This is a genomic window from Ramlibacter agri, from assembly GCF_012927085.1.
GTDB lineage: Bacteria > Pseudomonadota > Gammaproteobacteria > Burkholderiales > Burkholderiaceae_C > Ramlibacter > Ramlibacter agri.
In genome coordinates this window covers 809,047-831,972 of record NZ_JABBFX010000003.1, presented here as the reverse complement: position 1 = coordinate 831,972, position 22,926 = coordinate 809,047, and the positions used below count along the sequence as shown (strand labels likewise).

Genomic DNA, 22,926 nt, shown 5'->3' with positions numbered 1-22,926 from the left:
GGATTACTCCTTCACAACCTGTAGATTCTAGTCGGGCTGAGTTGGTTCAACCCTTGAGCCACGGACGCGGACCGCCTATCACGTGAAAATGTAGGTGCGCCACTTCCTGGCCGCCGTCGGCGCCGGTGTTGGCGACGACGCGGAAGCCGCCTTCCGGGTAGGGCCGGCAGCCTTCCTGGGCCGCCAGTTTCGGCACCAGGGCCATCATCTTCCCCAGCAGCGGGGCATCGGCCTCGGTCACGTGGGCCATGGAGACGATGTGCTTTTTGGGCACCAGCAGGAAATGCACGGGCGCCCAGGGGTGGATGTCGTGGAAGGCGAGGATGTCCTCGTCCTCGTAGACCTTCTTCGAGGGGATCTGCCCCTCGGCGATCTTGCAGAAGATGCAGTTCGGATCGTGGCTCATGGTGGGAGACGATTGTCGTTGAAGCGCAACCAGCCCCGGATGCAGCGATACAGGTACCAGCAGCCGATGATGACCCAGGCGATGTAGCCCGGGACGACGAACAGGAACCACAGCGGCACCGTCAGCACCAGCCACAGGATCGCCCACCAGAAGGTGCGGATCATGTAGCTGTGGTGGGCCACGGTGAAGGCATCCGTCTCGTCGGCGCGGCGGATGTAGTTGACGATCAGCGCCACAACCGACAGCGACCACAGGGTGAAAGGCGCCACCGTGTGCAAACCGTACAGCAGGTGCATGACGCTGCGGTCGCTGGAAGTGTTCACGCCGGTGTAGCCGTCCGCCATGGTCCGCTCCTTCGGTTTACTCGGCGCCGCGCTCGCGCGCGCTGGCCTTGCGCAGCGCCTTTTCCTCGAGGCCGCTCAGGCCCTCGCGGCGCTCCAGTTCGGCGATGACGTCGGCCGGCTTCAGGCCGTAGTGCGCCAGCGCGATCATGCTGTGGAACCAGAGGTCGGCGACTTCGTTGACGATCTTGCCGGCGTCGCCGCCGTGGTCGGCGTCCTTGGCCGCCATCACGACCTCGGTCGCCTCCTCGCCGATCTTCTTGAGGAAGGCATCCGGGCCCTTGTGCAGCAGGCGTGCGACGTAGCTCTTCCCGGGGTCGCCGCCGTTCGCCGGCTTGCGGCTCTCGATGACGTCGGCCAGGCGGGCCAGGGAATCGACAGAAGACATGGCGCTCACTTGTAGATGCTTGCCGGGTCTTTCAAGACCGGCTCGACGGATTGCCAGGCGCCATCCTTGTACAGCTGGAAGAAGCAGCTGTGGCGGCCGGTGTGGCAGGCAATGGACGGGTCGTGCCCGAGCTGCGTCACCTTCAGCAGCACCACGTCGTTGTCACAGTCCAGGCGGACTTCGTGCACCTGCTGCACGTGGCCGCTTTCCTCGCCCTTGGCCCACAGCTTGCGGCGCGAGCGGCTGAAATACACGGCCCGGCCCGTCTCCGCGGTGCGCTGCAGCGCCTCGCGGTTCATCCACGCGAACATCAGCACGTCGCCCGTCGCCGCCTCCTGGGCGATGACGGGGACGAGGCCGTGCTCGTCCCATTTCACTTCGGATAACCAGTCCATGGCCGTATTGTCCCCGAACGCCGGGGCGGGCCCTCAGAGCCGGACCGGAATCCCCCGCTCGGCCATCCGCGACTTCGCCTGGCCGACCGTGTATTCGCCGTAGTGGAAGATGCTGGCCGCCAGCACGGCGTCCGCGCCGCCCTTCTGGATGCCATCGGCCAGGTGGTCGAGGTTGCCGACGCCGCCCGACGCGATCACCGGCACCGGCACGGCGTCGCTGACCGCGCGGGTCAGCTCGAGGTCGAAGCCGGACTTGGTGCCGTCGCGGTCCATGCTGGTGAGCAGGATCTCGCCGGCGCCGCGCTTCGCCATTTCGGTGGCCCAGGCTACCGCGTCCAGGCCCGTGTTCTTGCGGCCGCCGTGGCTGTAGACGTCCCAGCCCGGGCCCCGGGTGGCGGCGTCCTCGGCGCTGCGCCGCTTGGCGTCGATCGCCACGACGATGCACTGGGCGCCGTACTTGGCGGAGGCAGCGTCGATGACGTCCGGGTTGGCGATGGCCGCGGAGTTGAAGCTGGTCTTGTCGGCGCCAGCGTTCAGCAGCCGCCGCACGTCTTCCACCGTGCGCACGCCACCGCCCACCGTCAGCGGGATGAAGACTTGCGAGGCGACGGCCTCGATGATCGGCAGGATCAGGTCGCGCCCGTCGCTGGTGGCGGTGATGTCCAGGAAGGTCAGTTCGTCGGCGCCCTGCTCGTTGTAGCGCGCGGCGATCTCCACCGGGTCGCCGGCATCGCGCAGCTCCACGAAGTTGACGCCCTTGACGACCCGGCCGCCGGTGACGTCCAGGCAGGGAATGATGCGTTTGGCCAGCATGGCTTCGATTGTAAGAAAGCCTGGGGCGCCCTGTCCGGCACCCGGCGTCCCGCTCACTCGCGCGACGCCGGCGGCACGTTGCCGACCGCCTTGTTCACGGCGACGAAGCGCGTCCCGAGGCGGCCCTGGCTGGCGACCAGGTCGCGCCGCGCCTGCAGCCAGCCGCGCTGGGCGTCGAGGACGGCCGTGAAATCGACCGCGCCGGCGTCATAGCGCGCCTGCACCAGCTCCCAGGCCTGCCGGGCGCTGCGCGCACGCGCCGCCAGTCCCTGCTCCTGTTGGCGCTCTGCGGCATAGCCGCTCAGGGCGTCGTCGATCTCCTGCCAGGCCTGCAGCACCGTGCGCTGCCAGGCAATGGCTGCCTCCTGCTGCTGCAGCTCCCGCAGCTGCACCACGCCGCGGCGCCGGCCGCGGTCGAACAGCGGCAGGTCCAGGCTGGGCGCGATCGACCAGGTGCGGCTGGCCCAGTCCGTGAAGGCGCCGCCCAGATAGGACTCCAGGCCGGCATGGGCGCCGATGCGGATACTGGGATACAGGTCGGCCTGGGCGACGCCGATGCTCGCGGTGGCGTTGTGCAGGCGCGCTTCGGCGGCCCGGATGTCGGGCCGGCGGCGGGCGACTTCCGCAGGCAGGCCTGCCCCCAGGTCCGGCAAGGCGGCACGCGTGTCCTGCGCCGGCGGCTGCAGCTCCGCGCGCAAGGCGCCCGGGTGCTCTCCCAGCAGCAAGGCGATGCGATTGGCGCTGGCGCCTTCCTGCGCCAGCAGGGGCGGCACCTGCGCCTGCAGGCCTTCCAGCTCGGCGCGCTGGCGTTCCAGGTCCAGCTGGTCCACCACGCCGGCCCGCACGCGCGCCTGCAGCAGGCCGACGCGCTCCTGCAGGGCGGCGACGTCTGCGCGCGCCAGCCGGATCTGCCGCTGCGTGGTGCGCAGCTCGAAGTAGTTCTGCGCCACCTCGCTGGCCACGGAGAGCCGGGCCAGGTCCAGCAGGGCGGCCTGGCGCTCGATGTCGGCATCTGCCGCTTCCAGCGAACGGCGCACCCGGCCCCACAGGTCCGGCTCCCAGGACGCGTCGAAGCCGGCCTGGTACAGGGTGAAGGGCTCGCTGATGAACTCGATCAGCGGCTGCGCGTTGTCGCCGGCGATGGCCCGCAGCAGGCGCGAGCCGGCCGCGTTCTCGCTCTGGCGCTGCCGCGACACCGCGGCGCTCAGGTTCACCTGCGGCCCGGACTGGGCCTCGGTCACGCCGCGCTGCACGCGGGCCTGGGCGAAATGCAGGGCGGCCGTGCGCAGGTCCGGGTTGGCGGCGAAGGCGCGCTGCTCCAGCTGGTCGAGCACCGGGTCCTCGAAGGCGCGCCACCAGTCCGCCGGCAGGGCCTGGCCCACCGGCGCCGCCAGGCTCGGATCCGCGCTGCGCCAGGACGTCCAGTCGTCCGGCGCCGCCGCCGGCGGCGGGACGAAATCGGGACCGACGGTGGTGCAGCCCGCGACGGCAAGGGCCAGCAGGCAGGGGCGAAGCAGCTTGGTCATGGCAGCGACTCCGGCTCAGGCAAGACGGTTGCGGAACAGCCAGGCGGCCAGCGGCAGCGTGATCGCCGCCACGCCCAGCAGGGGCACGAAATCGAAGGCGATGTCCGCCAGCCCCGCCCCTTCCAGGTACACGCGCCGCACGATGTCCATGCCGAAGCGCAGCGGGTTGGCATAGGTCACGACCTGCAGGATCGGCGGCATGTTGCGCACCGGCGTGAGCAGGCCCGAGAGCAGCATCAGCGGCATGATCAGCAGGAAGGCATAGAGCATCGCCTGCTGCATGTTCAGCGACAGCGCGGAGATGGACAAGCCGATGCCCACGGCGGCGCCGGTGAAGGTGAAGAGCCCCAGGTACAACAGCCAGGGCGAGCCGACCAGCGGGATCTGGAACCAGAACCGGATGATCAGGAAGATGATGGTGGACTGCACCAGCCCCACCGCGATCGCCGGCAAGGCCTTGCCCACCAGGATCTGCATCGGCGTGAGCGGCGTCACCAGCAGCTGGTCGAAAGTGCCCTGCTCGCGTTCGCGCGCCACCGACAGCGCCGCGACCAGCAGCGTCTGCAGCATGCTCAGGGCCGCGATCAGGGCCGGCATCAGGTTCCAGCGCGACTCCAGGTTGGGGTTGAACCAGGAGCGCGTGTCCAGCGTGATGGCGGACGCCGCGCCGCCGCGGGCCTGGTTGAAGGAGCCGACCACGGAGCCGACGTAGGCGGCGGCCAGGCCCGCCGTGGACGAATTGCGGCCATCGAGGATCACCTGCAGCGGCGCCGCCTGCCCGGAGGCCAGCCGGGCGTCGAAATCGGCCGGAATGCTCAGCGCCAGCAGCACGGTCCCGTCGTCGATGGCTTCGGCGATCTGGCGCGGCGTCGCCAGCGTGGCTTCGCGCTGGAACACGCCGGTGCCGTCCAGGCGCGCCAGCAATTCGGTCGCGGCCGCGCCGCGGCTCTGGTCCAGGACCGCATAGGGAACGTGCGTGAGGTCGAAGGTCGCGCCGTAGCCGAACAGCAGCGACTGCACCAGCGCCGGCGCGATCAGGATCGCGCGGCTGGCCGGCTCCTTGAACAGCGCCAGTAGTTCCTTGCGGCACAGCGCGGCGATCTGCGCGAGGGCGGCGATGAAGTCCTGCATGGGCTCAGTCCAGCTTCTTGCGCAGCGTGCGGCGCGTGGCCAGCACCAGCAGCAGCGCGTACAGGGCCAGCACGAGGCAGGAGCGCAGCACCATGCCCCAGTTGTCGCCCGCGAGGAACAAGGTCTTGATCAGGCCCATGAAGTGCGTGGCCGGCAGCAGGCGGCTGACGCCCTGGATCACCAGCGGCACGTTGCGCAGGTCGAACACGAAGCCGGACAGCATCATCGCCGGCATGAAGCTCACCAGCAGGGCCACCTGGCTCGCCTGGAACTGGTTGCGGGTCGCGCCCGAGATGAACAGCCCCAAGGCCAGCGACACCAGCAGGTACAGCAGCGAGGAGGCGACGACGAGCCACAGCGAGCCGCGCATGGGCACGTGGAACAGGTATTTCGCCGCCAGCAGGCACAGCGCGAGGTCGATCGCGCCCACGGCGAAATAAGGCAGCAGCTTGGCCAGCACCAGCTCCAGCGGCCGCACCGGGGTGACGAACAGGGCTTCCAGCGTGCCGCGCTCCCATTCGCGCGCGATCAGCATCGAGGTGAGGAAGGCGCCCATCAAGGTCATGATGAGGACCACCAGGCCCGGCACGAAATACCAGGTGCTGTCGCCGGTCTCGTTGAACCACATCCGCTGTTCCACCTGGACGCCACCGGCGGGCTGCGCGCCGCCGGCGCGGTCGGCCTGGCGCTGGCCCCAGGTGGCCAGCGCGCCGCTGATGTAGCCGCTGACGGCGCTGGCCGTGTTGGAGTCGACGCCATTCAGGATCACCTGGATGCGGCCCTTGCCGCCGGCGAGCTGCCGCGAGAAGTCCGCCGGCACGCGCACGATGGCGACCACTTCGCCGCGCAGCATCAGGCGCTCGGCCTGCGCCATGCTGGCGACCCAGTTGGGCGCGAGGTAGGCCGAACCCTGCAGGCCCGAGACGACGTCGCGCGCCGTCGGCGAGCGGTCCTCCAGCACCACCGCGACCGGCGCGTTCTTGACGTCGAAGGACAGGCCATAGCCGAACAGCAGGATCAGCACGCCGGGCAGCAGCAGGCCCACGGCCAGGTTGCTGCGGTCGCGCAGCAGCTGGCGCACCTCCTTGCGCAGCAGCGCGGCGAAGCGGCTCAGGAAACCCGCCGCCATCAGGCACCGGCCTTTCCGGCCGCCTGCGCGCGGCCCTGTTCGACGATCGCGATGAAGGCGCTGTTCATGTCGGCCCCATGGCCGGCGCCGGCCTGCTCGCGCACCTGGCGCGGCGTGCCCAGCGCCAGCACCTGGCCCGCGTCCTGGATCGCGATGCGGTCGCAGTACTCCGCCTCCTCCATGAAGTGGGTGGTGACCACCACGGTCACGCCGGCCTGGGCCAGCGCGGTGATCGTGCGCCAGAAGGCGCGCCGGGCGAGCGGGTCGATGCCGCTGGTGGGCTCGTCGAGGAACAGGATCTCGGGCTGGTGCAGCAGGCCGGTCGCCATCGCCAGGCGCTGCTTGTAGCCCAGCGGCAGCTCGCCGCTGGTCGCTTCCGGCGCCAGCTCGAACTGCGCCAGCGTGTCCTCGATGCGCCGCCGCAGGGCCTGGCCCCGCAGTCCGTAGGCGCCGCCGAAGAATTCCAGGTTCTCGCGCACGCTGAGGCTGGCGTACAGCGCGAACTTCTGCGCCACGTAGCCGATGCGCCCGCGCGCCTGGGCGCGCGCCGTGCGCAGGTTCAGGCCCGCCACTTCCAGGTGGCCGCTGGTGGCCGGCAGCAGCCCGCACAGCATGCGGAAGGTGGTCGTCTTGCCGGCGCCATTGGGCCCCAGCAGGCCGAAGATCTCGCCGCGGGCGACGTCGAACGAGGTGCTCGCCACCGCCGTGAAATCGCCGAACTTGCGGACCAGGTCGCACACGAGGATCACGGGCGCCTCGCGGGCGGAGCCCGGGGCCGGCGCGGCGGCGACCGCCTGCGGCAGGGTGGCGGCCGCCGGCTCCTGCCTTTCCCGCAGCAGCATCATCAGCGCGTCCTCCAGTTCCTCGGGGCGCGCGCGCCGGACAGCGTGGGGCATCAGCGTGTCCAGGCGCGCCTCGTCGGCCTGCGGACGGCGGATGAAGCGCACTTCGCCGCCCTTGGGCACGGCGTCGATGATCTCGCCGGGCGCATCCATCAGCCGCGCCTGCAGGTCGCGCGGCGGCATGCCGGGCGGCGGCGCCACCGTGAAGGTCAGGCCCTGCGCGCGCTCGCGCAAGGCCTGCGGCGCGCCCTGGGCGAGGATGCGGCCCTGCTGCAGCACGAACACCTGCGCGCAGCGCTCCGCTTCGTCCATGTAGGCGGTGCTCACGACCACGCTGAGGTGCTCCTCGTCCACCAGCTGCTGCACGATCTGCCAGAGGTCGCGCCGCGACAGCGGATCGACGCCGACGCTGGGCTCGTCCAGCAGCAGCAGGTCGGGCGAGCGCACCAGCGTGCAGGCCAGCCCCAGCTTCTGCTTCATGCCGCCCGAGAGCTTGCCGGCGGGTCGCTGGGTGAAGCGCGCCATGTCCATCATCTCGAGCAGGCGGGCGAAGCGCGCGCGCCGCTCCTGCTTCGGCACGCCGTGCAGGTCGGCGTACAGGTCCAGGTTCTCCTGCACGCTCAGGTCCTCGTACAGGCCGAAGCGCTGCGGCATGTAGCTGATGCGGTCCTGCACGGCCTGCGCCTCGGTGGCGACGTCGAGGCCCAGGACCTGCAGCGAACCTTCCTCGATGCGCAGCAGGCCGGCCATCATGCGCAGCAGCGAGGTCTTGCCGGCGCCGTCCGGGCCGACCAGCGCGGTCAGTTCGCCGGCTCGCACCTGCAGGGAGACGCCGGCTATGGCCACTTGCGCGGGGCCGCCGGGCCGGGCAAAGGTCTTGCGCAGGTCCTGCGCGACGACGATGCTGCCGGCGCCTTTCATTGCGCCGCACGCAGGGCGATGCGCACGGTGGCCGGCTGGCCGAGGCGCAGGGCATTGGCGCCGTCTTCCACCAGCACGCGCACCTCGTAGACCAGGCTGGTGCGCAGCTCCTCGGTCTGCACCGACTTGGGCGTGAACTCCGCCACCGAGGAGATGAAGCCGACGCGGCCGGCCAGCGGCTGCGCGGGCTGGCTGTCGGTGAACACGCGCGCCGCCTGGCCCGGCCGGACCTTGCCCAGCTCCGTTTCGCTGACGAACACCCGGACCCACTTGGGCTGCGTCAGCGCGAGCGCGAAGACCGGCCGCTGCGGCGTCGCCATGTCGCCCGGCTCCAGCAGGCGCGAGCGCACCACGGCGTCGACCGGCGCGCGCAGTTCGCCTTGCCCGATCTGGTGCTGCAGCAGCGCCAGTTGCGCCTGGGAGGCCTTCAGCTGCGCCGCCGCGCCCGAGACTTCCTCGCTGCGCGGCCCCAGCTGGGTCAGGCGCAGGGCTTCGTTCTGCTCCTGCAGGCGGGCCTGGGCGACCTGCACGCTGGTGCGGGCCCGGTCCAGGTCCTGCGGGCTGACGCCGCGGCCCTGCGTGGTGCTGGCGATGTCCTGCAAGCGGGCCAGTTCGCGCCCGGCCCGCGCGGCGTCGGCCTGCGCCTCGGTCACGCGGCTGCGCGCCTGCGCCAGCTCCTGGGGCCGGGCGCCATTGCGCAGCCGCAGCAGGTTCTGGCGCTGTACTTCGATCTGGGCCTGGGCCTGTTCGGCCTGGAGTGCGAGCGTGCTCGTGTCGAGCACGGCGAGCACGGCGCCCGCCTTGACCGCGTCGCCTTCCTCGGCGCGCAGCGCGGCGACGCGGCCGCTGCCTTCGAAGGCCAGGGAAACCTGCCGGATGTCGACGTTGCCGTACAGGACCAGTTCGTCAGCGGCCGGCCGCTGGCGCGCATGCCACCACCAGGCCAGCGCCCCAAGGGCGACGACGGCCAGGACGACGACGATGGCGGCAACGGTCTTCTTCTTCATCGCGGACGGCTCCCAGGAAGGGCTGGTGCGCGCGATTGTCCACCTTCGGGGGCCGGCGCCCCCTGCCCCGAATCAGGAGCCCAGTTCGTCGGCGCGCGCTTGCGCCTTGGCGAAGTCGAGGTCGCCGGAGTAGATGGCGCGGCCGCAGATCACGCCTTCGATGCCTTCGTCCTCCACCGCGCACAGGGCCTCGATGTCCTTCATCGAGCCCAGGCCGCCGGAGGCGATGACGGGGATGGACAGCGACTGCGCCAGCTTCACCGTGGCGTCGATGTTGATGCCGGTGAGCATGCCGTCGCGGCCGATGTCGGTGTAGACGATGGATTCGACGCCCCAGTCCTCGAACTTGCGCGCCAGGTCCACCACCTCGTGGCCGGTGAGCTTGCTCCAGCCGTCGGTGGCGACCTTGCCGTCCTTGGCGTCCAGGCCCACGATGATGTGGCCGCCGAAGGCCGTGCAGGCGTCCTTGAGGAAGCCGGGGTTCTTGACGGCGGCGGTGCCGATGATCACGTAGCGCAGGCCGCCATCGATGTACTTCTCGATGGTGTCCAGGTCGCGGATGCCACCACCCAGCTGCACCGGGATCTCGTTGCCCACGGCCTTCAGGATGGACTTGATGGCGGCGAAGTTCTGCGGCTTGCCCGCGAACGCGCCATTGAGGTCCACCAGGTGCAGGCGGCGCGCGCCCTTGTCCAGCCAGGACTTCGCCATGGCGGCGGGGTCCTCGCTGAAGGTGGTTGCCTGGTCCATGTCGCCTTGTTTCAGGCGTACACAGTGGCCGTCTTTCAGGTCAATGGCGGGAATCAGCAGCATGGCGGGGAGTAAGGGGCGGAGGGTCCGGACGCTTGGAACCTCGGGGGAACATCAAGGCGTCCAGTGCAGGAAGTTGCGATAGAGCATGAGGCCCTGGTCGGCACTTTTTTCGGGGTGGAACTGGGTCGCAAAAATATTATCGCGAGCGACCGCCGCGGTAAAGCGGGCGCCGTACTCGGATTCCCCGACGCTGTGGCGGGGGTCCGACGGCCGCGCGTAAAAGCTGTGGACGAAGTAGAAGTAGCTGCCGTCCGCGACGCCCGCCCACATGGCGTGCGGCTGGGCCTGCCAGACGCGGTTCCAGCCCATTTGCGGCACCTTGTAGCGGCTGCCATCGGGCTGCAGCTGGCCTTCCAGCTGGAAGCGCACGACCTCGCCGCGGATCAGCCCCAAACCCTCGGTCGGGCCTTCCTCGCTGCGATCCAGCACCATCTGCATGCCGACGCAGACGCCGAACAGCGGCTTGCTGGCGGCGGCTTCCAGCACGGAATCCTGCAGGCCGGAATCGCGCAGCTCGCGCATGCAGTCCGGCATGGCGCCCTGCCCCGGCAGCACGACGCGCTCGGCGCGCCGCACCACGTCCGGGTCGGACGTGACGACGGCTTCGAGGCCGCTGCCCTGGGCGACGTGCATCACGGCCTGGGAGACCGAGCGCAGGTTGCCCATGCCGTAGTCGACGACGGCGACCACACGATTGCTCAAAGCGAGCCCTTCGTCGACGGGATCGTGCCGGCGGAACGCGGGTCGAGTTCCAGCGCCGAACGCAGCGCCCGGGCGAAGGCCTTGAAGACCGTCTCGCACTGGTGGTGGGCGTTCTCACCCTTCAGGTTGTCGATGTGCAAGGTGACGAAGGCGTGGTTGACGAAGCCCTGGAAGAACTCGTGCGCCAGCTGGGTGTCGAAGGTGCCGATCATGCCGCTCTTGAAGGGCACGTTCATGACCAGGCCCGGCCGGCCGGAGAAATCGATGACGACGCGCGACAGCGCCTCGTCCAGCGGCACGTAGGCGTGGCCGTAGCGGCGGATGCCCTTCTTGTCGCCCACCGCCTGGTAGACGGCCTGGCCCAGCGTGATGCCCACGTCTTCCACCGTGTGGTGGCCGTCGATGTGCAGGTCGCCCTTGGCGAGGATGTCCAGGTCGATCAGCCCGTGGCGGGCGATCTGGTCCAGCATGTGGTCGAAGAAGCCGATGCCGGTGGCAAGCTTCGCCTGGCCCGTGCCATCGAGGTCGACACGGACGGTGATCTGGGTTTCCGCGGTATTGCGGGTCACCTCCGCTTGTCGGAGGTGACTTCCAATGTCTTTCGGCGGTGCGTCGTTCATAGGGAGGCCTGGAGCGCGGACAGCATCTGCGTGTTCTCCTCCGCCGTTCCGACGGTGAGGCGCAGGCAGCCGGCCAGCAATGGGTGCATTTTAGAAACGTTCTTGACCAGGACGCCGCGGGCCTTCATGCCCTCGAAAGTGCGGGCCGGGTCCGGCACGCGCACCAGGATCATGTTGGCGTCGCTGGGCCAGCTCTGCGCGCCGGGCAAGGTCGCCAGCGTGTCCTGGACGCGGGCGCGCTGGGCCCGCAGGTCGGCGGCCTGCTGCGCGAACACGTCCTCGTGCTCCAGCGCGAACAGCGCAGCCTCGGAATTCAGCACGCTGATGTTGTAGGGCGGCCGCACCTTGTCGACCTGCGCGATCAGCTCCCGGCGGCCCATCATGTAGCCGATGCGGACGCCGGCCAGGCCGAACTTGGACAGGGTGCGCATCAGCAGCACGTGTTCGTGCCTGGCCAGGCGGTCCAGGTAGGACTTGCTGGAAAAGGGCAGGTAGGCCTCGTCGATCACCACCAGGCCGGGCGCGGCCAGCACGATCTTCTCGATGATGGCGTCGTTCCAGAGGTTGGCCGTGGGGTTGTTCGGGTAGGCCAGGTAGACGATGGCGGGCTGGTGCAGCGCGATCGCGTCCAGCATCGCCTTCTCATCGAGCTCGAAATCGGGCGTCAGGTCCACCGGCACGAACTTCAGGCCCTGAAGCTGTGCGCTCATCGCGTACATGACGAAGCCGGGCACCGGCGCCAGGATGGTCGCGCCGGGCACGTCGCAGGCCATGGCCAGCAGGGAGATCAGTTCGTCCGAGCCGTTGCCCAGCATCAGGTCGCAGCCGGCCGGAAGCTTCGCGTGCTTCGCCAGCGCCTGCTTCAGGTCGCCGACGCGGTCGCCCGGGTAGCGGTTGATCGCCACCTCGGCGAGGCGCTCGCCCAGCTCCTTGCGCAACTGCGCCGGCAGCCGGTGCGGGTTCTCCATGGCATCCAGCTTGATCATGCCCCTGGAGTCCTGCACGGCATAGGCGTGCATGCTCTGCACGTCCTGGCGGATGCGGGTGGCGATGATTTGATCGAGTCTGGCGCTCATGGATGGAAAACGGACTTCCGGACGCAAAAGTCGCGAAAGTACGCAAAGGTCGCAAAAGGGAGACCTTGATTATCAGGCCTTTCCCTTTTGCGTTCTTTTGCGGACCTTTGCGACTTTTGCGTCCGGTAGTCCGTCTTGGATTTCAGGGCTTCAGGGCTTCAGCCGCAACTCCGCCGCGCGGGCGTGGGCTTGCAGGCCTTCGCCGTAGGCCAGTTCGGCGGCGATCGCGCCCAGCTTCTGGGCGCCGGCTTCGCTCACCTCGATCAGGCTGCTGCGCTTCTGGAAGTCGTACACGCCCAGCGGGCTGGAGAAGCGCGCCGTGGTGCTGGTGGGCAGCACGTGGTTGGGGCCGGCGCAGTAGTCGCCCAGCGATTCGCTGGTGAAGGCGCCCAGGAAGATGGCGCCGGCATGGCGCAGCAGCGGTTCCCACTTCTGCGGGTCGCGGCTGGCGATTTCCAGGTGCTCCGGCGCGATGCGGTTGCTGATCTCGCAGGCCTCTTCCAGCGTGCGCGTGTGGATCAGCGCGCCGCGGCCGTTCAGCGACTTCGCGATGATCTCCGCGCGCGGCATCTCGTTAAGCATGCGATCGATCGCCACCTGCACCTGTTCGATGTAGGCGGCGTCGGGGCACAGCAGGATGCTTTGCGCCAGTTCGTCGTGCTCGGCCTGCGAGAACAGGTCCATCGCCACCCAGTCGGCCGGCGTGCTGCCGTCGGCCAACACCAGGATCTCGCTGGGGCCGGCGATCATGTCGATGCCGACCTGGCCGAACACGCGGCGCTTGGCGCTGGCGACATAGGCGTTGCCCGGGCCGGTGACCTTGTCCACGCGCGGCACGGTCTCGGTGCCATAGGCCAGCGCGCCGACGGCTTGCGCGCCGCCGATGGTGAACGCGCGGGTCACGCCGGCCACGTGGGCGGCGGCCAGCACCAGCGGGTTCTTTTCGCCACGGGGCGTCGGCACCACCATGATGATCTCGCCCACGCCGGCCACCTGGGCCGGGATGGCGTTCATCAGCACGGAAGACGGATAGGCCGCCTTGCCGCCCGGCACGTAGATGCCCACGCGGTCCAGCGGCGTGACCTTCTGCCCCAGCAAGGTGCCGTCGGCGTCGCGGTAGCTCCAGCTCTCGCCGGAGGCCTTCTTCTGCGCCTCGTGGTAGACGCGCACGCGGTCGGCGGCGGCCTGCAGCGCGTCGCGCTGCTTCGCGGGCAGCGACTCGAAGGCCGCCCTCAGTTCGGCCGGCTGGAGTTCCAGCTCCGCCAGCGACTTGGCCTGCGTGGCGTCGAAGCGGTTGGTGTATTCCAGCACCGCGGCGTCGCCACGCTGCTGCACGGCGCGCAGGATGTCCGCCACCGCCTGCTCGATGCCGGCGTCGGTGTCCGCCGACCAATGCAGGCGCGCCGCCAGCGCGGCGTCGAAGCCGCTGTCGGTGGTGGCGAGGCGCAGGGGTCGGGCGGAGAAGGTCATTTCGTTTTCTGGGCGACGGTCTTGGCGAACACGTCGATGAGGCGGCGGATGGGGTCCTGTTTCAGCTTCAGCGCGGCCTGGTTCACTACCAGCCGCGAGCTGATGTCCATGATGCGCTCGACTTCCACGAGGTTGTTGGCCTTGAGCGTGCCGCCGGTGGACACCAGGTCCACGATGGCGTCGGCCAGGCCCGTGAGGGGCGCGAGCTCCATGGAGCCATACAGCTTGATCAGGTCGACGTGCACGCCCTTGGCGGCGAAGAAGTCGCGCGCGATGCTGACGTACTTGGTGGCGACCTTCAGGCGCGAGCCCTGGCGCACGGCGGAGGCGTAGTCGAAGTCGGCGCGCACGGCGACGCTGACGCGGCACTTGGCGATCTGCAGGTCCAGCGGCTGGTACAGGCCAGCGCCGCTGGCGGCGCCTCCCGATTCCTTGCCGTGTTCGATCAGAGTGTCCAGGCCGGTCACGCCGAGGTCGGCGCCGCCGTACTGCACGTAGGTCGGCACGTCGGTCGCGCGCACCAGCACCACCCGCAGGCCCGGGTCGTTGGTGGCCAGGATCAGCTTGCGCGATTTTTCCGGGTCGTCGAGCACCTCGATGCCGGCGGCGGCGAGCAGCGGCAAGGTCTCGTCGAAGATGCGGCCCTTGGACAGGGCCAGCGTGATCTGGTTCATTTCACCCGCTCGATGTCGGCGCCCAGCGCGCGCAGCTTGGCTTCCATCTGCTCGTAGCCGCGGTCCAGGTGGTAGATGCGGTCGACCAGCGTGTCGCCTTCGGCCACGAGGCCGGCGATGACCAGGCTGGCGGAGGCACGCAGGTCGGTCGCCATGACGGTGGCGCCCGACAGGCGCTCCACGCCGTGGGTGACGGCCGTGCGGCCGTCGACGCTGATGTGCGCGCCCATGCGCATCAGCTCGCTGACGTGCATGAAGCGGTTCTCGAAGATGGTCTCGGAGACCTTGGCGTCACCCTCGGAGACGCAGTTGAGCGCCATGAACTGCGCCTGCATGTCGGTGGGGAAGCCGGGATATTCGGTGGTCTTGAAGCTCTGGGCGGCCAGCCGGCCCTGCGACTTGACGCGGATGCCGCCCTCCACCGCCTGGATCTCCGCGCCGGCGGCGCGCAGCAGGTCGATGACGACATCCAGGTGTTCGACCCGGCCGTCGCGCACGAACACGTCGCCGCCGGTGGCCGCCACCGCGCACAGGAAGGTGCCGCACTCGATGCGGTCGCTCACCACGCGGTGCGTCGCGCCATGCAGCTTTTCGACGCCCTGGATGCGGATGCGGTCGGTGCCGTGGCCTTCGACCTGGGCACCCATGGCAATCAGCATCTCGCCGAGGTCGGTGATCTCGGGTTCGCGCGCCGGGTTCTCGAGGATGGTCTCGCCTTCGGCCAGCGCCGCGGCCATCATGAAGTTCTCGGTGCCGGTCACCGTGATCATGTCGGTCCGGATGCTCGCGCCCTTCAGCCGCGTCCAGCCCTTGGGCAGGCGCGCGATCATGTAGCCGTGCTCGATGACGATCTCGGCGCCCATCTTCTGCAGGCCCTTGATGTGCTGGTCGACGGGCCGCGCGCCGATGGCGCAGCCGCCGGGCAGCGACACCGTGGCTTCGCCGAAGCGCGCCAGCAGCGGGCCCAGCGCCAGCACGGAGGCGCGCATGGTCTTCACCATCTCGTAGGGCGCTTCCGGGAAATGCAGCTCGTGCGACTTCAGCACCACGGTGCCGTCGTTGCTGAAGTCCGCCGTCGCGCCCATGTTGCGGATCAGCTTGAGCATGGTCGCGACGTCCTGCAGGCGCGGAATGTTCTGCAGGGTCACCGGTTCCGCGGTCAGCAGCGCGGCGCACAGTTCGGGCAGCGCCGCGTTCTTGGCGCCGGAAATGCGCACTTCGCCGGTTAGCGGCCGGCCGCCGCGGATCAAGAGCTTGTCCATCGCGTCAGTGAGATTGGGTGGCCCATTCGGCGGGCGTGAATGTCTTCATCGACAAGGCATGCACCTCGTCGGTGTGCATTCTCGCACCCAGGGTCTTGTACACGCGCTGGTGGCGCTGGACCGGACGCAAGCCGGCGAACTCCGCTGACACGATCAGCGCCTGCCAGTGGCGGCCGTCGCCTTCCACCTCGAGGTGGTCGCAGGCGAGGCTGGAGGCGATGATGGATTTCAGTTCTTCGGCGGTCATGAACGGATTTTGTAGCCGATGCGAAGCAGGTGCACGGCGATCGCGCCGACCACCAGCATGGCGCTGCCCACGATGCCCAGGCTCATCCACGGCGAGACGTCGCTGACGCCGAAGAAGCCGTAGCGGAAGCCGTCGATCATGTAGAAGAACGGGTTGAGGTGGCTGACGCGCTGCCACACCGGCGGCAGCGAGTGGATGGAATAGAACACGCCGGACAGGAAGGTCATCGGCATGATGATGAAGTTCTGGAAGGCCGCCATCTGGTCGAACTTCTCGGCCCACAGGCCCGCGATGAGCCCCAGCGCGCCCATGAGGCCGGCGCCCAGCAGCGCGAACACCAGGATCCACAGCGGCGCGGCGAAACTCAGGTGCGTGAACCACACGGTCACCAGCAGCACGCCGAAGCCCACGCACAGGCCGCGCGCGATCGACGAGCCGACGTAGGCGATGAACCAGCTCCAGTGCGACAGCGGCGTCAGCAGCACGAAGACCAGGTTGCCCATGATCTTGCTCTGGATCAGCGAGGAGGAGCTGTTGGCGAAGGCGTTCTGCAGCACGCTCATCATCACCAGGCCCGGCACCAGGAAGGCGGTGTAGTTGATGCTGTCGTAGACCTTCACGCGGTCGGACAGCACGTGGCCGAAGATCAGCAGGTACAGCAATGCCGTCAGCACCGGCGCGGCGACGGTCTGGAAACCGACCTTCCAGAAGCGCAGGCTTTCCTTGTACAGGAGGGTTTGCCAGCCGGTCATGCCACGGCCTCCTGGCCCTTCTCGGACATGACGTCGAGGAACACGTCTTCCAGGTCCGCCTTGCGGATCTCGACGTCCTCCACCCGCAGTCCGGCCTGGCGGATCACGGCCAGGTAGTTCTCGATCTCGTGGGCGTCATGCGCGGGCAGCTGCACGATGCGGCCGGTGACGCGCGCCTTGCCTTCGAAGGCAGGCGGCAGCGGGCCATCGACCTTGAAGCGCAACACGTTGCTGGAAGCCGCCTTCAGCAGGTCGCTGGTACGTTCCAGCGCCACGACGCGGCCGGTCTTGAGCATGGCGATGCGGCTGCACAGGGCTTCCGCCTCTTCGAGGTAGTGCGTGGTGAGCAGCACCGCGTGGCCTTCCTTGTTGAGGCGGGCGATGAACTGCCACAGGGTCTGGCGCAGCTCCACGTCCACGCCGGCGGTAGGCTCGTCCAGCACGATCACGGGCGGACGATGCACCAGCGCCTGCGCGACCAGCACGCGGCGCTTCATGCCGCCGGACAGCTGGCGCATGTTGCTGTTGGCCTTGTCGGCGAGGCCGAGGCTCGTGAGCAGTTCGTCGATCCAGGCGTCGTTGTTCTTCACGCCGAAATAGCCGGACTGGATGCGCAGTGCTTCCCGCACGGTGAAGAAGGGGTCGAACACCAGTTCCTGCGGCACGACCCCGAGCTGGCGGCGCGCCTGCGCGTAGTCGGCCTGCACGTCGTGGCCGCGCACCAGCACCTTGCCTGCACTGGCGCGCACCAGGCCGGCGAGGATGCTGATCAGGGTGGTCTTGCCTGCGCCGTTGGGCCCCAGCAAGCCGAAGAACTCGCCTTCCTCGATATCGAAGGAGACGCCGTCCAGGGCCTGGAAACTGCCGCGGGAGGTACTGTAGGTCTTGGAGACGCTCTGGAAGGAGATGGCGGGCATGGGGAACCCGGCATTTTACCGGGCGCCTCGATTCCCCGCCGGGCGCACGTTATGGCGCGGCTGGCAGCAGTTCGCCGACGCCGTACAACGAGGCCAGTTCGCGCAGCTTGGGCGCCAGGCCGCTGACAGCGAAGCCCTTGCCCAGCGCCAGCGCGTCGCGCCGGCAATCGAGCAGCACGGCCAGCGCGGAAGAATCGAAGTGCTGCAGCGCGGAGGCGTCGGCCACCGCGGTGGGGCCCGGCTGCGAGCGCAGCGCCTGCGACAGCATGCGGGCGCAGGCGGCCGCCTGCGCGTGCGTCAGTTCAGCCGGGAGGACCAGCACGCTGGCTCAGCCCTTCTTGGCGACGCCGGCGGCGTTGGCCTTGTTGCGCTGTTCCAGCGAAGCGATCAGGCCGTCGATGCCGCGGGCATTGACTTCCTGCGCGAACTGGCTGCGGTAGGTTTCCACCAGCCACACGCCCAGCACGTTCAGGTTGTAGATCTTCCAGCCGCCGTCGGTCTTCTCCAGCCGGTAATCGAGCTGGATCGGGTCGCCGCGGCCACGCACTTCGGTGCGCACCACGACGTCGGTGTCCGTGGGCTGGGCGCGCAGCGGCTTGACGTTGATGGTCTCGTCCGCCACCTGCGTCAGCGCGCCGGCGTAGGTGCGCAGCAGCAGCGTCTTGAACTCCGCCTGCAGGCGGGCCTGCTGGTCCGGCGTGGCCTGGCGCCAGGCCGGGCCGACGGCGGAGGCCGTCATGCGCTGGAAGTTCACGTGCGGCATGATCTTCGCGTCCACGATGGCGGACACGGCCTGGATGTTGCCGGACTGCACCGCCTTGTCGTTCTTCAACTGGCCCAGCACGTCGTCCGACAGGCGCTTGATCAGCACGTCGGGGCCTTCGTCGGCGGCGCGCGCCAGCGGCAGCACGCCCAGCGACAGGGCCAGGAAGGCGGCCGCGAGGCGGCCCAGGGTACGTCGGTTCATTTCTTTCCTTTCGAACCTGTTGGAATGTCCAGACACTGCCGGGTTTCCCGGCGCTTGTGTCGGCACTGCAACAGCATGCAAGCTTTCAACGCGCCGGCTGGGCTGGCGGTTGTCCTTCGGGGTTGGGCACGGTCGTCGCCGGCGACTTGCTCTCGTCCGGCAGCGGCGGCGGGACTTCCCGGCGCGGATCGTCCGGCTCGTAGATCTGGGCGCGGCGGCGCTGCAGGAAGGCGTCACGGGTGAAGCTGTACTTGTCCAGCGCCGCTTCATCCAGCACGCTGCTGGCCCGCAGCAGCGTGGCGCGCGTGTTCACCGCACGCACGCCATACGTGATGTTACGCGCGGAAATGGGACGGATCATGTAGGTGAGGTCCCCCTTCCAGTCCACCGGCAGCGCCACCGTGTCGCGCAGGGTGGACGGGCCAAGGATAGGCAGCACCAGGTACGGGCCGGAACCCACGCCCCATCTGCCCAGGGTCTGGCCGAAGTCCTCGCGATGGCGCTCGATGTTGGCGTCGCTCGCCACGTCGAAGATGCCGAACACGCCCCACACGGTATTCAGCTGAACCCGTGCAAAGTTGTCAGCGGCGTCGCGCATCTTGAACTGCAGGGCGCTGTTCACGAAGGACCAGGCGTCGCCGATGTTGCCGAAGAAGTTGGAGACGCCGGTGCGCACCGGCGCCGGAATGAATTTCTGGTACGCCGTGGCTGCGGGTTTCAGCACGACCGCGTCCACGCCCTCGTTGAACTGGGTGGTGGCGCGGTTCATCCCCTCCCACGGATCTTCGGGGCTGGGGGTACGGACGGTGGCGCAGCCGCCCAGGGCAAGCAGGGCAGCGGCGAGGGCGAGCGCGCGGACTGTGGTTCTCATTTCTTGGCGGGCCCCTCCGCCGCCTTGTTGTAGAGGAACTGGCCGATCAGGTTTTCCAGGACCACGGCGGATTGGGTTGTCGTAATGGTATCGCCTGCGGCGAGGGCCTTTTCGTCAGCGCCCGCCTCGATTCCCACATATTGCTCACCCAGGAGGCCGCTGGTCAGGATCTTCAGCGAGCTGTCCCTGGGGAACTGGTAGCGCTTGTCCATGGCCATGTCGACCCGGGCCTGGAAGCTCTTGTCGTCGAAGCTGATCTGCTCCACCCGGCCCACGACCACGCCGGCGCTCTTGACCGCGGCCTTGGGCTTGAGCCCGCCGATGTTGTCGAAACGGGCGCTCACCTTGTAGGTCGGCGAGAAGTTCAGCGACAGAAGGTTCGCCGCTTGCAGCGCGAGGAAGATGAGCGCCGCGGCGCCAATGAGGACGAAGAGGCCCACCCAGGCATCGTTCTTGTTGCGTTCCATGGTGTCTACTCTCCTAAATGCTGAACATCAGGGCCGTGAGCATGAAGTCCAGGCCCAGCACCGCGAGCGAGGACATCACGACCGTGCGCGTCGTCGCGCGCGCCACGCCTTCGGGTGTGGCCAATGCTTCGTAACCTTGCAGCACCGCGATGAAGGTCACCGCGACGCCGAACACGAGGCTCTTGATGACGCCGTTGCCGACGTCCTTGAACACGTCCACCCCGCCTTGCATCTGGCTCCAGAAGGCGCCGGGGTCCACGCCGATCAGCACCACGCCGACCAGCCAGCCGCCGATGATGCCGACCGCGCTGAAGACCGCGGCCAGCAAGGGCATAGTGATCACGCCGCCCCAGAAGCGCGGCGCCAGGATGCGCTGCACCGGGTCGACCGCCATCATCTCCATGGCGGAAAGCTGTTCGCCCGCTTTCATGAGGCCGATCTCCGCCGTCAGCGAAGTGCCCGCGCGTCCTGCAAAGAGCAGCGCCGTCACCACCGGACCCAGTTCGCGCACCAGGCTCAAGGCGACCAGCAATCCCAGCGCTTCGGCCGAGCCATAGCGCTGCAGCGTGTAGTAGCCCTGCAGCGCCAGCACGAAGCCGACGAACAGGCCCGACACGCCGATGATGGCGAGCGAATAGTTGCCGAGGAAATGGACCTGGTCGCGCACCAGCCGGCCACGGGCCAGCGTGCGGCCGCCCAGCGCCAGCAGGCGCCCGAGCAGGCGGGCGCTGTAGCCGTAGTCGTGCAGCTTGCCGCGCACCGCGAAGCCGACGTCGGCGGGCTTGTACCAGCTCATTGGAGCCCCCCACTGAAGTCAGTCGCCACGTCCGGGCCAGGGTAATGGAAATGCACCGGGCCTTCGGGCAGCGCATTGACGAACTGGTGCACCAGCGGGTCGTTGCTCGCGCGCACTTCGGCCGGCGTGCCCTGCGCGGCGATGCGGCCATTGGCCAGCACGATCACCTGGTCGGCGATGTGGAAGGTCTCTTCCAGGTCGTGCGAAACGATGATGCTGGTGATGCCCAGCGTGTCGTTCAGGCGGCGAATCAACTGCGCCGCCGTTCCCAGCGAAATCGGGTCGAGGCCGGCGAAGGGTTCGTCGTACATCACGAGCTCGGGATCCAGCGCGATCGCGCGCGCCAGCGCCACGCGGCGCGCCATGCCGCCGGAGATCTCGCTGGGCATCAGGTCGCGGGCGCCGCGCAGGCCCACCGCATTGAGCTTCATCAGCACGATGTCGCGGATCAGGTTTTCCGGCAGGCCCGAGTGCTCACGCAGCGGGAAGGCGACGTTGTCGTAGACGGAGAGGTCGGTGAACAGCGCGCCGAACTGGAACAGCATGCCCATGCGCCGGCGGATCTTGAACAAACCGTCGCGATCCATCGCGCCGACGTCCTGGCCGTCGAACAGCAGTTCGCCGCGTTGCGGGCGGACCTGGCCGCCGATCAGGCGCAGCACCGTGGTCTTGCCGCCGCCGGACGCACCCATGAGGGCCGTCACCTTGCCGCGCGGTACGGTGAAACTCACGTCTTCCAGGATGCGCCGCTCCCCGTAGCCGAAGCTCAGGTGGCGGCAGTCGACCAGCGTGCTGGTGTCGGGAGGGGTCATCCGGGGGGTGTGGCGGCCGGGCGAGCCGGCCTGAATCTGGAAACCCCGGATGATAGGGCCTGGGGCAGTCCTCAGCCTTAGGACAGGCTGAGGAGTGTGGCGTCAGCGCGGCAAGTCACTGAATCCCATGAGGAATTCGTCCACGGAACGTGCCGCCTGTCGGCCTTCGCGGATCGCCCATACCACCAGCGATTGACCGCGGCGGATGTCGCCGGCGGCGAACACCTTGGGAACGTTCGTGGCATAGCCGCCGGTGAAATCGGTCGTCGCCTTGGCGTTGCCGCGGGCGTCCTTGTCGACGCCGAAGCCCTCCAGGATGGTGGCGACCGGGCTCACGAAGCCCATGGCCAGCAGCACGAGGTCCGCCTTGTACTCTTTTTCAGTACCTGCGACTTCGACGAACTTGCCGTCCTTGAACTCGACCTGCACGGTCTTCAGGCCCGTGACCTTGCCCTTTTCGCCGATGAACTCCTTGGTGGCGATGGCGAACTCGCGGTCGCAGCCCTCTTCGTGCGAAGAGGAGGTGCGCAGCTTGTACGGCCAGTAGGGCCAGGTCAGTTCCTTGTTCTCCTGCTCAGGCGGCATGGCCATCAGCTCGAACTGGGTGACGCTGGCGGCGCCGTGGCGGTTGCTGGTGCCCACGCAGTCGCTGCCGGTGTCGCCGCCGCCGATGACGATGACGTGCTTGCCGTCGGCGCGCAGCTGGCCCTTGACCTTGTCGCCGGCGTTCACCTTGTTCTGCTGCGGCAGGAACTCCATGGCGAAGTGGATGCCGTCCAGGTCACGGCCGGGAACCGGCAGGTCGCGCGACTGCTCCGCGCCACCCGTCAGCACCACGGCGTCAAAGTCCTGCTGCAGTTGCTTGGCTGAAATGGTTTCCTTGGCCCAGTTGGTGACCTTGGAGCCCTTGGGCAGCTCGCCGACCATCACGCCGGTGCGCATGGTCACGCCTTCGGCTTCCATCTGCTTGACGCGGCGGTCGATGTGCGACTTCTCCATCTTGAAGTCGGGGATGCCGTAGCGCAGCAGGCCGCCGATGCGGTCGTTCTTCTCGAACAGCGTCACGTCGTGGCCGACGCGGGCCAGCTGCTGCGCCGCCGCCATGCCGGCCGGGCCGGAGCCCACCACGGCGACCTTCTTGCCGGTCTTGATGCGGGCGGGACGCGCCGCCACCCAGCCGTGCTCCCAGGCGCGGTCGATGATGGCGTGTTCCAGCGACTTGATGCCCACCGCTTCGTCGTTGACGTTCAGCGTGCAGGCGGCCTCGCACGGGGCGGGGCAGATGCGGCCGGTGAACTCGGGGAAGTTGTTGGTGGAATCCAGCACCGCCCAGGCGTTCTGCCAGTCCTGGCGGTACACGAGGTCGTTGAAGTCCGGGATGACGTTGTTGACCGGGCAGCCGCTGTTGCAGAAGGGCGTGCCGCAATCCATGCAGCGCGCGCCCTGCACCTTGGCCTGCTCGTTCGTCAGGCCGACGACGAATTCCTTGTAGTGCTTCACGCGCTCGGGGACGGGCTTGTAGCCCTCCTCGACGCGCTCGAATTCCATGAAGCCGGTGACCTTACCCATGTTGCTTCCTCT

The 22,926-nt window shown here is 68.6% G+C and carries 27 protein-coding genes; all 27 read right to left on the bottom strand.

Annotation, left to right across the window (positions count from 1 at the left end; all coding sequences use genetic code 11):
* Positions 1 to 46 precede the first annotated feature (46 nt).
* Positions 47 to 406, bottom strand: coding sequence for a histidine triad nucleotide-binding protein (locus HHL11_RS28480; RefSeq protein ID WP_169421982.1), 360 nt, complete (start codon positions 404 to 406; stop codon positions 47 to 49).
* Positions 403 to 750, bottom strand: a complete 348-nt coding sequence (locus HHL11_RS28475; RefSeq protein ID WP_169421981.1) for a DUF4870 family protein — start codon at positions 748 to 750, stop codon at positions 403 to 405. Before HHL11_RS28475 ends, HHL11_RS28480 begins: the two co-directional genes overlap by 4 nt.
* A gap of 16 nt (positions 751 to 766) precedes the next feature.
* Complete coding sequence (locus HHL11_RS28470; RefSeq protein WP_169421980.1) at positions 767 to 1,135, bottom strand: phosphoribosyl-ATP diphosphatase; 369 nt, start codon at positions 1,133 to 1,135, stop codon at positions 767 to 769.
* 5 nt (positions 1,136 to 1,140) lie between these two features.
* Positions 1,141 to 1,530 carry a phosphoribosyl-AMP cyclohydrolase gene (gene hisI / locus HHL11_RS28465; protein WP_169421979.1) on the bottom strand — a complete coding sequence of 130 codons (390 nt, stop codon included), beginning with the start codon at positions 1,528 to 1,530 and terminating at the stop codon, positions 1,141 to 1,143.
* A gap of 33 nt (positions 1,531 to 1,563) precedes the next feature.
* Complete coding sequence (gene hisF / locus HHL11_RS28460) at positions 1,564 to 2,343, bottom strand: imidazole glycerol phosphate synthase subunit HisF (RefSeq protein ID WP_169421978.1); 780 nt, start codon at positions 2,341 to 2,343, stop codon at positions 1,564 to 1,566.
* A gap of 53 nt (positions 2,344 to 2,396) precedes the next feature.
* Positions 2,397 to 3,869: an efflux transporter outer membrane subunit gene (locus HHL11_RS28455; RefSeq protein ID WP_169421977.1), complete on the bottom strand. Its 1,473-nt coding sequence runs from the start codon at positions 3,867 to 3,869 to the stop codon at positions 2,397 to 2,399.
* Between the two features lie 15 nt (positions 3,870 to 3,884).
* Positions 3,885 to 5,000, bottom strand: a complete 1,116-nt coding sequence (locus HHL11_RS28450; protein ID WP_169421976.1) for an ABC transporter permease — start codon at positions 4,998 to 5,000, stop codon at positions 3,885 to 3,887.
* A gap of 4 nt (positions 5,001 to 5,004) precedes the next feature.
* Positions 5,005 to 6,129, bottom strand: coding sequence for an ABC transporter permease (locus HHL11_RS28445; RefSeq protein ID WP_169421975.1), 1,125 nt, complete (start codon positions 6,127 to 6,129; stop codon positions 5,005 to 5,007).
* Entirely contained in the window at positions 6,129 to 7,892 is a 1,764-nt protein-coding gene (locus HHL11_RS28440) for an ATP-binding cassette domain-containing protein (RefSeq protein WP_169421974.1), read from the bottom strand. Before HHL11_RS28440 ends, HHL11_RS28445 begins: the two co-directional genes overlap by 1 nt.
* Positions 7,889 to 8,899 (bottom strand): HlyD family secretion protein, encoded by a 1,011-nt coding sequence (locus tag HHL11_RS28435; protein ID WP_169421973.1) that lies wholly within the window; start codon positions 8,897 to 8,899, stop codon positions 7,889 to 7,891. Before HHL11_RS28435 ends, HHL11_RS28440 begins: the two co-directional genes overlap by 4 nt.
* A 72-nt stretch (positions 8,900 to 8,971) precedes the next feature.
* Positions 8,972 to 9,712, bottom strand: a complete 741-nt coding sequence (gene hisA / locus HHL11_RS28430; protein ID WP_169421972.1) for a 1-(5-phosphoribosyl)-5-[(5-phosphoribosylamino)methylideneamino]imidazole-4-carboxamide isomerase — start codon at positions 9,710 to 9,712, stop codon at positions 8,972 to 8,974.
* Positions 9,713 to 9,763: 51 nt separating this feature from the next.
* Positions 9,764 to 10,414 (bottom strand): imidazole glycerol phosphate synthase subunit HisH, encoded by a 651-nt coding sequence (gene hisH, locus HHL11_RS28425; protein WP_169421971.1) that lies wholly within the window; start codon positions 10,412 to 10,414, stop codon positions 9,764 to 9,766.
* Entirely contained in the window at positions 10,411 to 11,034 is a 624-nt protein-coding gene (gene hisB / locus HHL11_RS28420; RefSeq protein ID WP_169421970.1) for an imidazoleglycerol-phosphate dehydratase HisB, read from the bottom strand. Before hisB ends, hisH begins: the two co-directional genes overlap by 4 nt.
* Entirely contained in the window at positions 11,031 to 12,110 is a 1,080-nt protein-coding gene (gene hisC, locus HHL11_RS28415) for a histidinol-phosphate transaminase (RefSeq protein WP_169421969.1), read from the bottom strand. The genes hisB and hisC overlap by 4 nt, the downstream gene beginning before the upstream one ends.
* Before the next feature lie 150 nt (positions 12,111 to 12,260).
* The gene (hisD, locus tag HHL11_RS28410) at positions 12,261 to 13,580 is read right to left on the bottom strand and encodes a histidinol dehydrogenase (RefSeq protein WP_169421968.1); all 1,320 of its coding nucleotides are present in this window, start codon (positions 13,578 to 13,580) and stop codon (positions 12,261 to 12,263) included.
* Positions 13,577 to 14,254, bottom strand: coding sequence for an ATP phosphoribosyltransferase (gene hisG, locus HHL11_RS28405; protein ID WP_169421967.1), 678 nt, complete (start codon positions 14,252 to 14,254; stop codon positions 13,577 to 13,579). Before hisG ends, hisD begins: the two co-directional genes overlap by 4 nt.
* On the bottom strand, positions 14,251 to 15,516 hold the full coding sequence (gene murA, locus HHL11_RS28400; RefSeq protein ID WP_169421966.1) for a UDP-N-acetylglucosamine 1-carboxyvinyltransferase: 1,266 nt from the start codon (positions 15,514 to 15,516) through the stop codon (positions 14,251 to 14,253). The genes hisG and murA overlap by 4 nt, the downstream gene beginning before the upstream one ends.
* Before the next feature lie 4 nt (positions 15,517 to 15,520).
* On the bottom strand, positions 15,521 to 15,763 hold the full coding sequence (locus HHL11_RS28395) for a BolA family protein (protein ID WP_169421965.1): 243 nt from the start codon (positions 15,761 to 15,763) through the stop codon (positions 15,521 to 15,523).
* Complete coding sequence (locus HHL11_RS28390) at positions 15,760 to 16,515, bottom strand: ABC transporter permease (RefSeq protein ID WP_169421964.1); 756 nt, start codon at positions 16,513 to 16,515, stop codon at positions 15,760 to 15,762. The genes HHL11_RS28395 and HHL11_RS28390 overlap by 4 nt, the downstream gene beginning before the upstream one ends.
* Entirely contained in the window at positions 16,512 to 17,432 is a 921-nt protein-coding gene (locus HHL11_RS28385) for an ABC transporter ATP-binding protein (protein WP_169421963.1), read from the bottom strand. The genes HHL11_RS28390 and HHL11_RS28385 overlap by 4 nt, the downstream gene beginning before the upstream one ends.
* Positions 17,433 to 17,481: 49 nt before the next feature.
* A complete protein-coding gene (locus HHL11_RS28380) occupies positions 17,482 to 17,754 on the bottom strand; it encodes an STAS domain-containing protein (protein ID WP_169421962.1) in 273 nt (90 codons plus the stop codon).
* A 6-nt stretch (positions 17,755 to 17,760) separates the two neighbouring features.
* The gene (locus tag HHL11_RS28375) at positions 17,761 to 18,399 is read right to left on the bottom strand and encodes an MlaC/ttg2D family ABC transporter substrate-binding protein (RefSeq protein WP_169421961.1); all 639 of its coding nucleotides are present in this window, start codon (positions 18,397 to 18,399) and stop codon (positions 17,761 to 17,763) included.
* A gap of 85 nt (positions 18,400 to 18,484) precedes the next feature.
* A complete protein-coding gene (locus HHL11_RS28370; RefSeq protein WP_169421960.1) occupies positions 18,485 to 19,270 on the bottom strand; it encodes an MlaA family lipoprotein in 786 nt (261 codons plus the stop codon).
* A complete protein-coding gene (mlaD, locus tag HHL11_RS28365; RefSeq protein WP_169421959.1) occupies positions 19,267 to 19,737 on the bottom strand; it encodes an outer membrane lipid asymmetry maintenance protein MlaD in 471 nt (156 codons plus the stop codon). Before mlaD ends, HHL11_RS28370 begins: the two co-directional genes overlap by 4 nt.
* Positions 19,738 to 19,750: 13 nt before the next feature.
* Positions 19,751 to 20,533 (bottom strand): lipid asymmetry maintenance ABC transporter permease subunit MlaE, encoded by a 783-nt coding sequence (mlaE, locus tag HHL11_RS28360; RefSeq protein WP_169421958.1) that lies wholly within the window; start codon positions 20,531 to 20,533, stop codon positions 19,751 to 19,753.
* A complete protein-coding gene (locus tag HHL11_RS28355; protein WP_169421957.1) occupies positions 20,530 to 21,345 on the bottom strand; it encodes an ABC transporter ATP-binding protein in 816 nt (271 codons plus the stop codon). The genes mlaE and HHL11_RS28355 overlap by 4 nt, the downstream gene beginning before the upstream one ends.
* Before the next feature lie 102 nt (positions 21,346 to 21,447).
* Entirely contained in the window at positions 21,448 to 22,914 is a 1,467-nt protein-coding gene (locus HHL11_RS28350; RefSeq protein ID WP_169421956.1) for a glutamate synthase subunit beta, read from the bottom strand.
* Positions 22,915 to 22,926: the final 12 nt, after the last annotated feature.

Bases quoted from the DNA above. Each gene is read 5' to 3' on its own strand.
- HHL11_RS28480 (WP_169421982.1), bottom strand. From the start codon at position 406: ATGAGCCACGATCCGAACTGCATCTTCTGCAAGATCGCCGAGGGGCAG.
- HHL11_RS28475 (WP_169421981.1), bottom strand. From the start codon at position 750: ATGGCGGACGGCTACACCGGCGTGAACACTTCCAGCGACCGCAGCGTC.
- HHL11_RS28470 (WP_169421980.1), bottom strand. From the start codon at position 1,135: ATGTCTTCTGTCGATTCCCTGGCCCGCCTGGCCGACGTCATCGAGAGC.
- hisI (WP_169421979.1), bottom strand. From the start codon at position 1,530: ATGGACTGGTTATCCGAAGTGAAATGGGACGAGCACGGCCTCGTCCCC.
- hisF (WP_169421978.1), bottom strand. From the start codon at position 2,343: ATGCTGGCCAAACGCATCATTCCCTGCCTGGACGTCACCGGCGGCCGG.
- HHL11_RS28455 (WP_169421977.1), bottom strand. From the start codon at position 3,869: ATGACCAAGCTGCTTCGCCCCTGCCTGCTGGCCCTTGCCGTCGCGGGC.
- HHL11_RS28450 (WP_169421976.1), bottom strand. From the start codon at position 5,000: ATGCAGGACTTCATCGCCGCCCTCGCGCAGATCGCCGCGCTGTGCCGC.
- HHL11_RS28445 (WP_169421975.1), bottom strand. From the start codon at position 6,129: ATGGCGGCGGGTTTCCTGAGCCGCTTCGCCGCGCTGCTGCGCAAGGAG.
- HHL11_RS28440 (WP_169421974.1), bottom strand. From the start codon at position 7,892: ATGAAAGGCGCCGGCAGCATCGTCGTCGCGCAGGACCTGCGCAAGACC.
- HHL11_RS28435 (WP_169421973.1), bottom strand. From the start codon at position 8,899: ATGAAGAAGAAGACCGTTGCCGCCATCGTCGTCGTCCTGGCCGTCGTC.
- hisA (WP_169421972.1), bottom strand. From the start codon at position 9,712: ATGCTGCTGATTCCCGCCATTGACCTGAAAGACGGCCACTGTGTACGC.
- hisB (WP_169421970.1), bottom strand. From the start codon at position 11,034: ATGAACGACGCACCGCCGAAAGACATTGGAAGTCACCTCCGACAAGCG.
- hisC (WP_169421969.1), bottom strand. From the start codon at position 12,110: ATGAGCGCCAGACTCGATCAAATCATCGCCACCCGCATCCGCCAGGAC.
- hisD (WP_169421968.1), bottom strand. From the start codon at position 13,580: ATGACCTTCTCCGCCCGACCCCTGCGCCTCGCCACCACCGACAGCGGC.
- hisG (WP_169421967.1), bottom strand. From the start codon at position 14,254: ATGAACCAGATCACGCTGGCCCTGTCCAAGGGCCGCATCTTCGACGAG.
- murA (WP_169421966.1), bottom strand. From the start codon at position 15,516: ATGGACAAGCTCTTGATCCGCGGCGGCCGGCCGCTAACCGGCGAAGTG.
- HHL11_RS28395 (WP_169421965.1), bottom strand. From the start codon at position 15,763: ATGACCGCCGAAGAACTGAAATCCATCATCGCCTCCAGCCTCGCCTGC.
- HHL11_RS28390 (WP_169421964.1), bottom strand. From the start codon at position 16,515: ATGACCGGCTGGCAAACCCTCCTGTACAAGGAAAGCCTGCGCTTCTGG.
- HHL11_RS28385 (WP_169421963.1), bottom strand. From the start codon at position 17,432: ATGCCCGCCATCTCCTTCCAGAGCGTCTCCAAGACCTACAGTACCTCC.
- HHL11_RS28375 (WP_169421961.1), bottom strand. From the start codon at position 18,399: ATGAACCGACGTACCCTGGGCCGCCTCGCGGCCGCCTTCCTGGCCCTG.
- HHL11_RS28370 (WP_169421960.1), bottom strand. From the start codon at position 19,270: ATGAGAACCACAGTCCGCGCGCTCGCCCTCGCCGCTGCCCTGCTTGCC.
- mlaD (WP_169421959.1), bottom strand. From the start codon at position 19,737: ATGGAACGCAACAAGAACGATGCCTGGGTGGGCCTCTTCGTCCTCATT.
- mlaE (WP_169421958.1), bottom strand. From the start codon at position 20,533: ATGAGCTGGTACAAGCCCGCCGACGTCGGCTTCGCGGTGCGCGGCAAG.
- HHL11_RS28355 (WP_169421957.1), bottom strand. From the start codon at position 21,345: ATGACCCCTCCCGACACCAGCACGCTGGTCGACTGCCGCCACCTGAGC.
- HHL11_RS28350 (WP_169421956.1), bottom strand. From the start codon at position 22,914: ATGGGTAAGGTCACCGGCTTCATGGAATTCGAGCGCGTCGAGGAGGGC.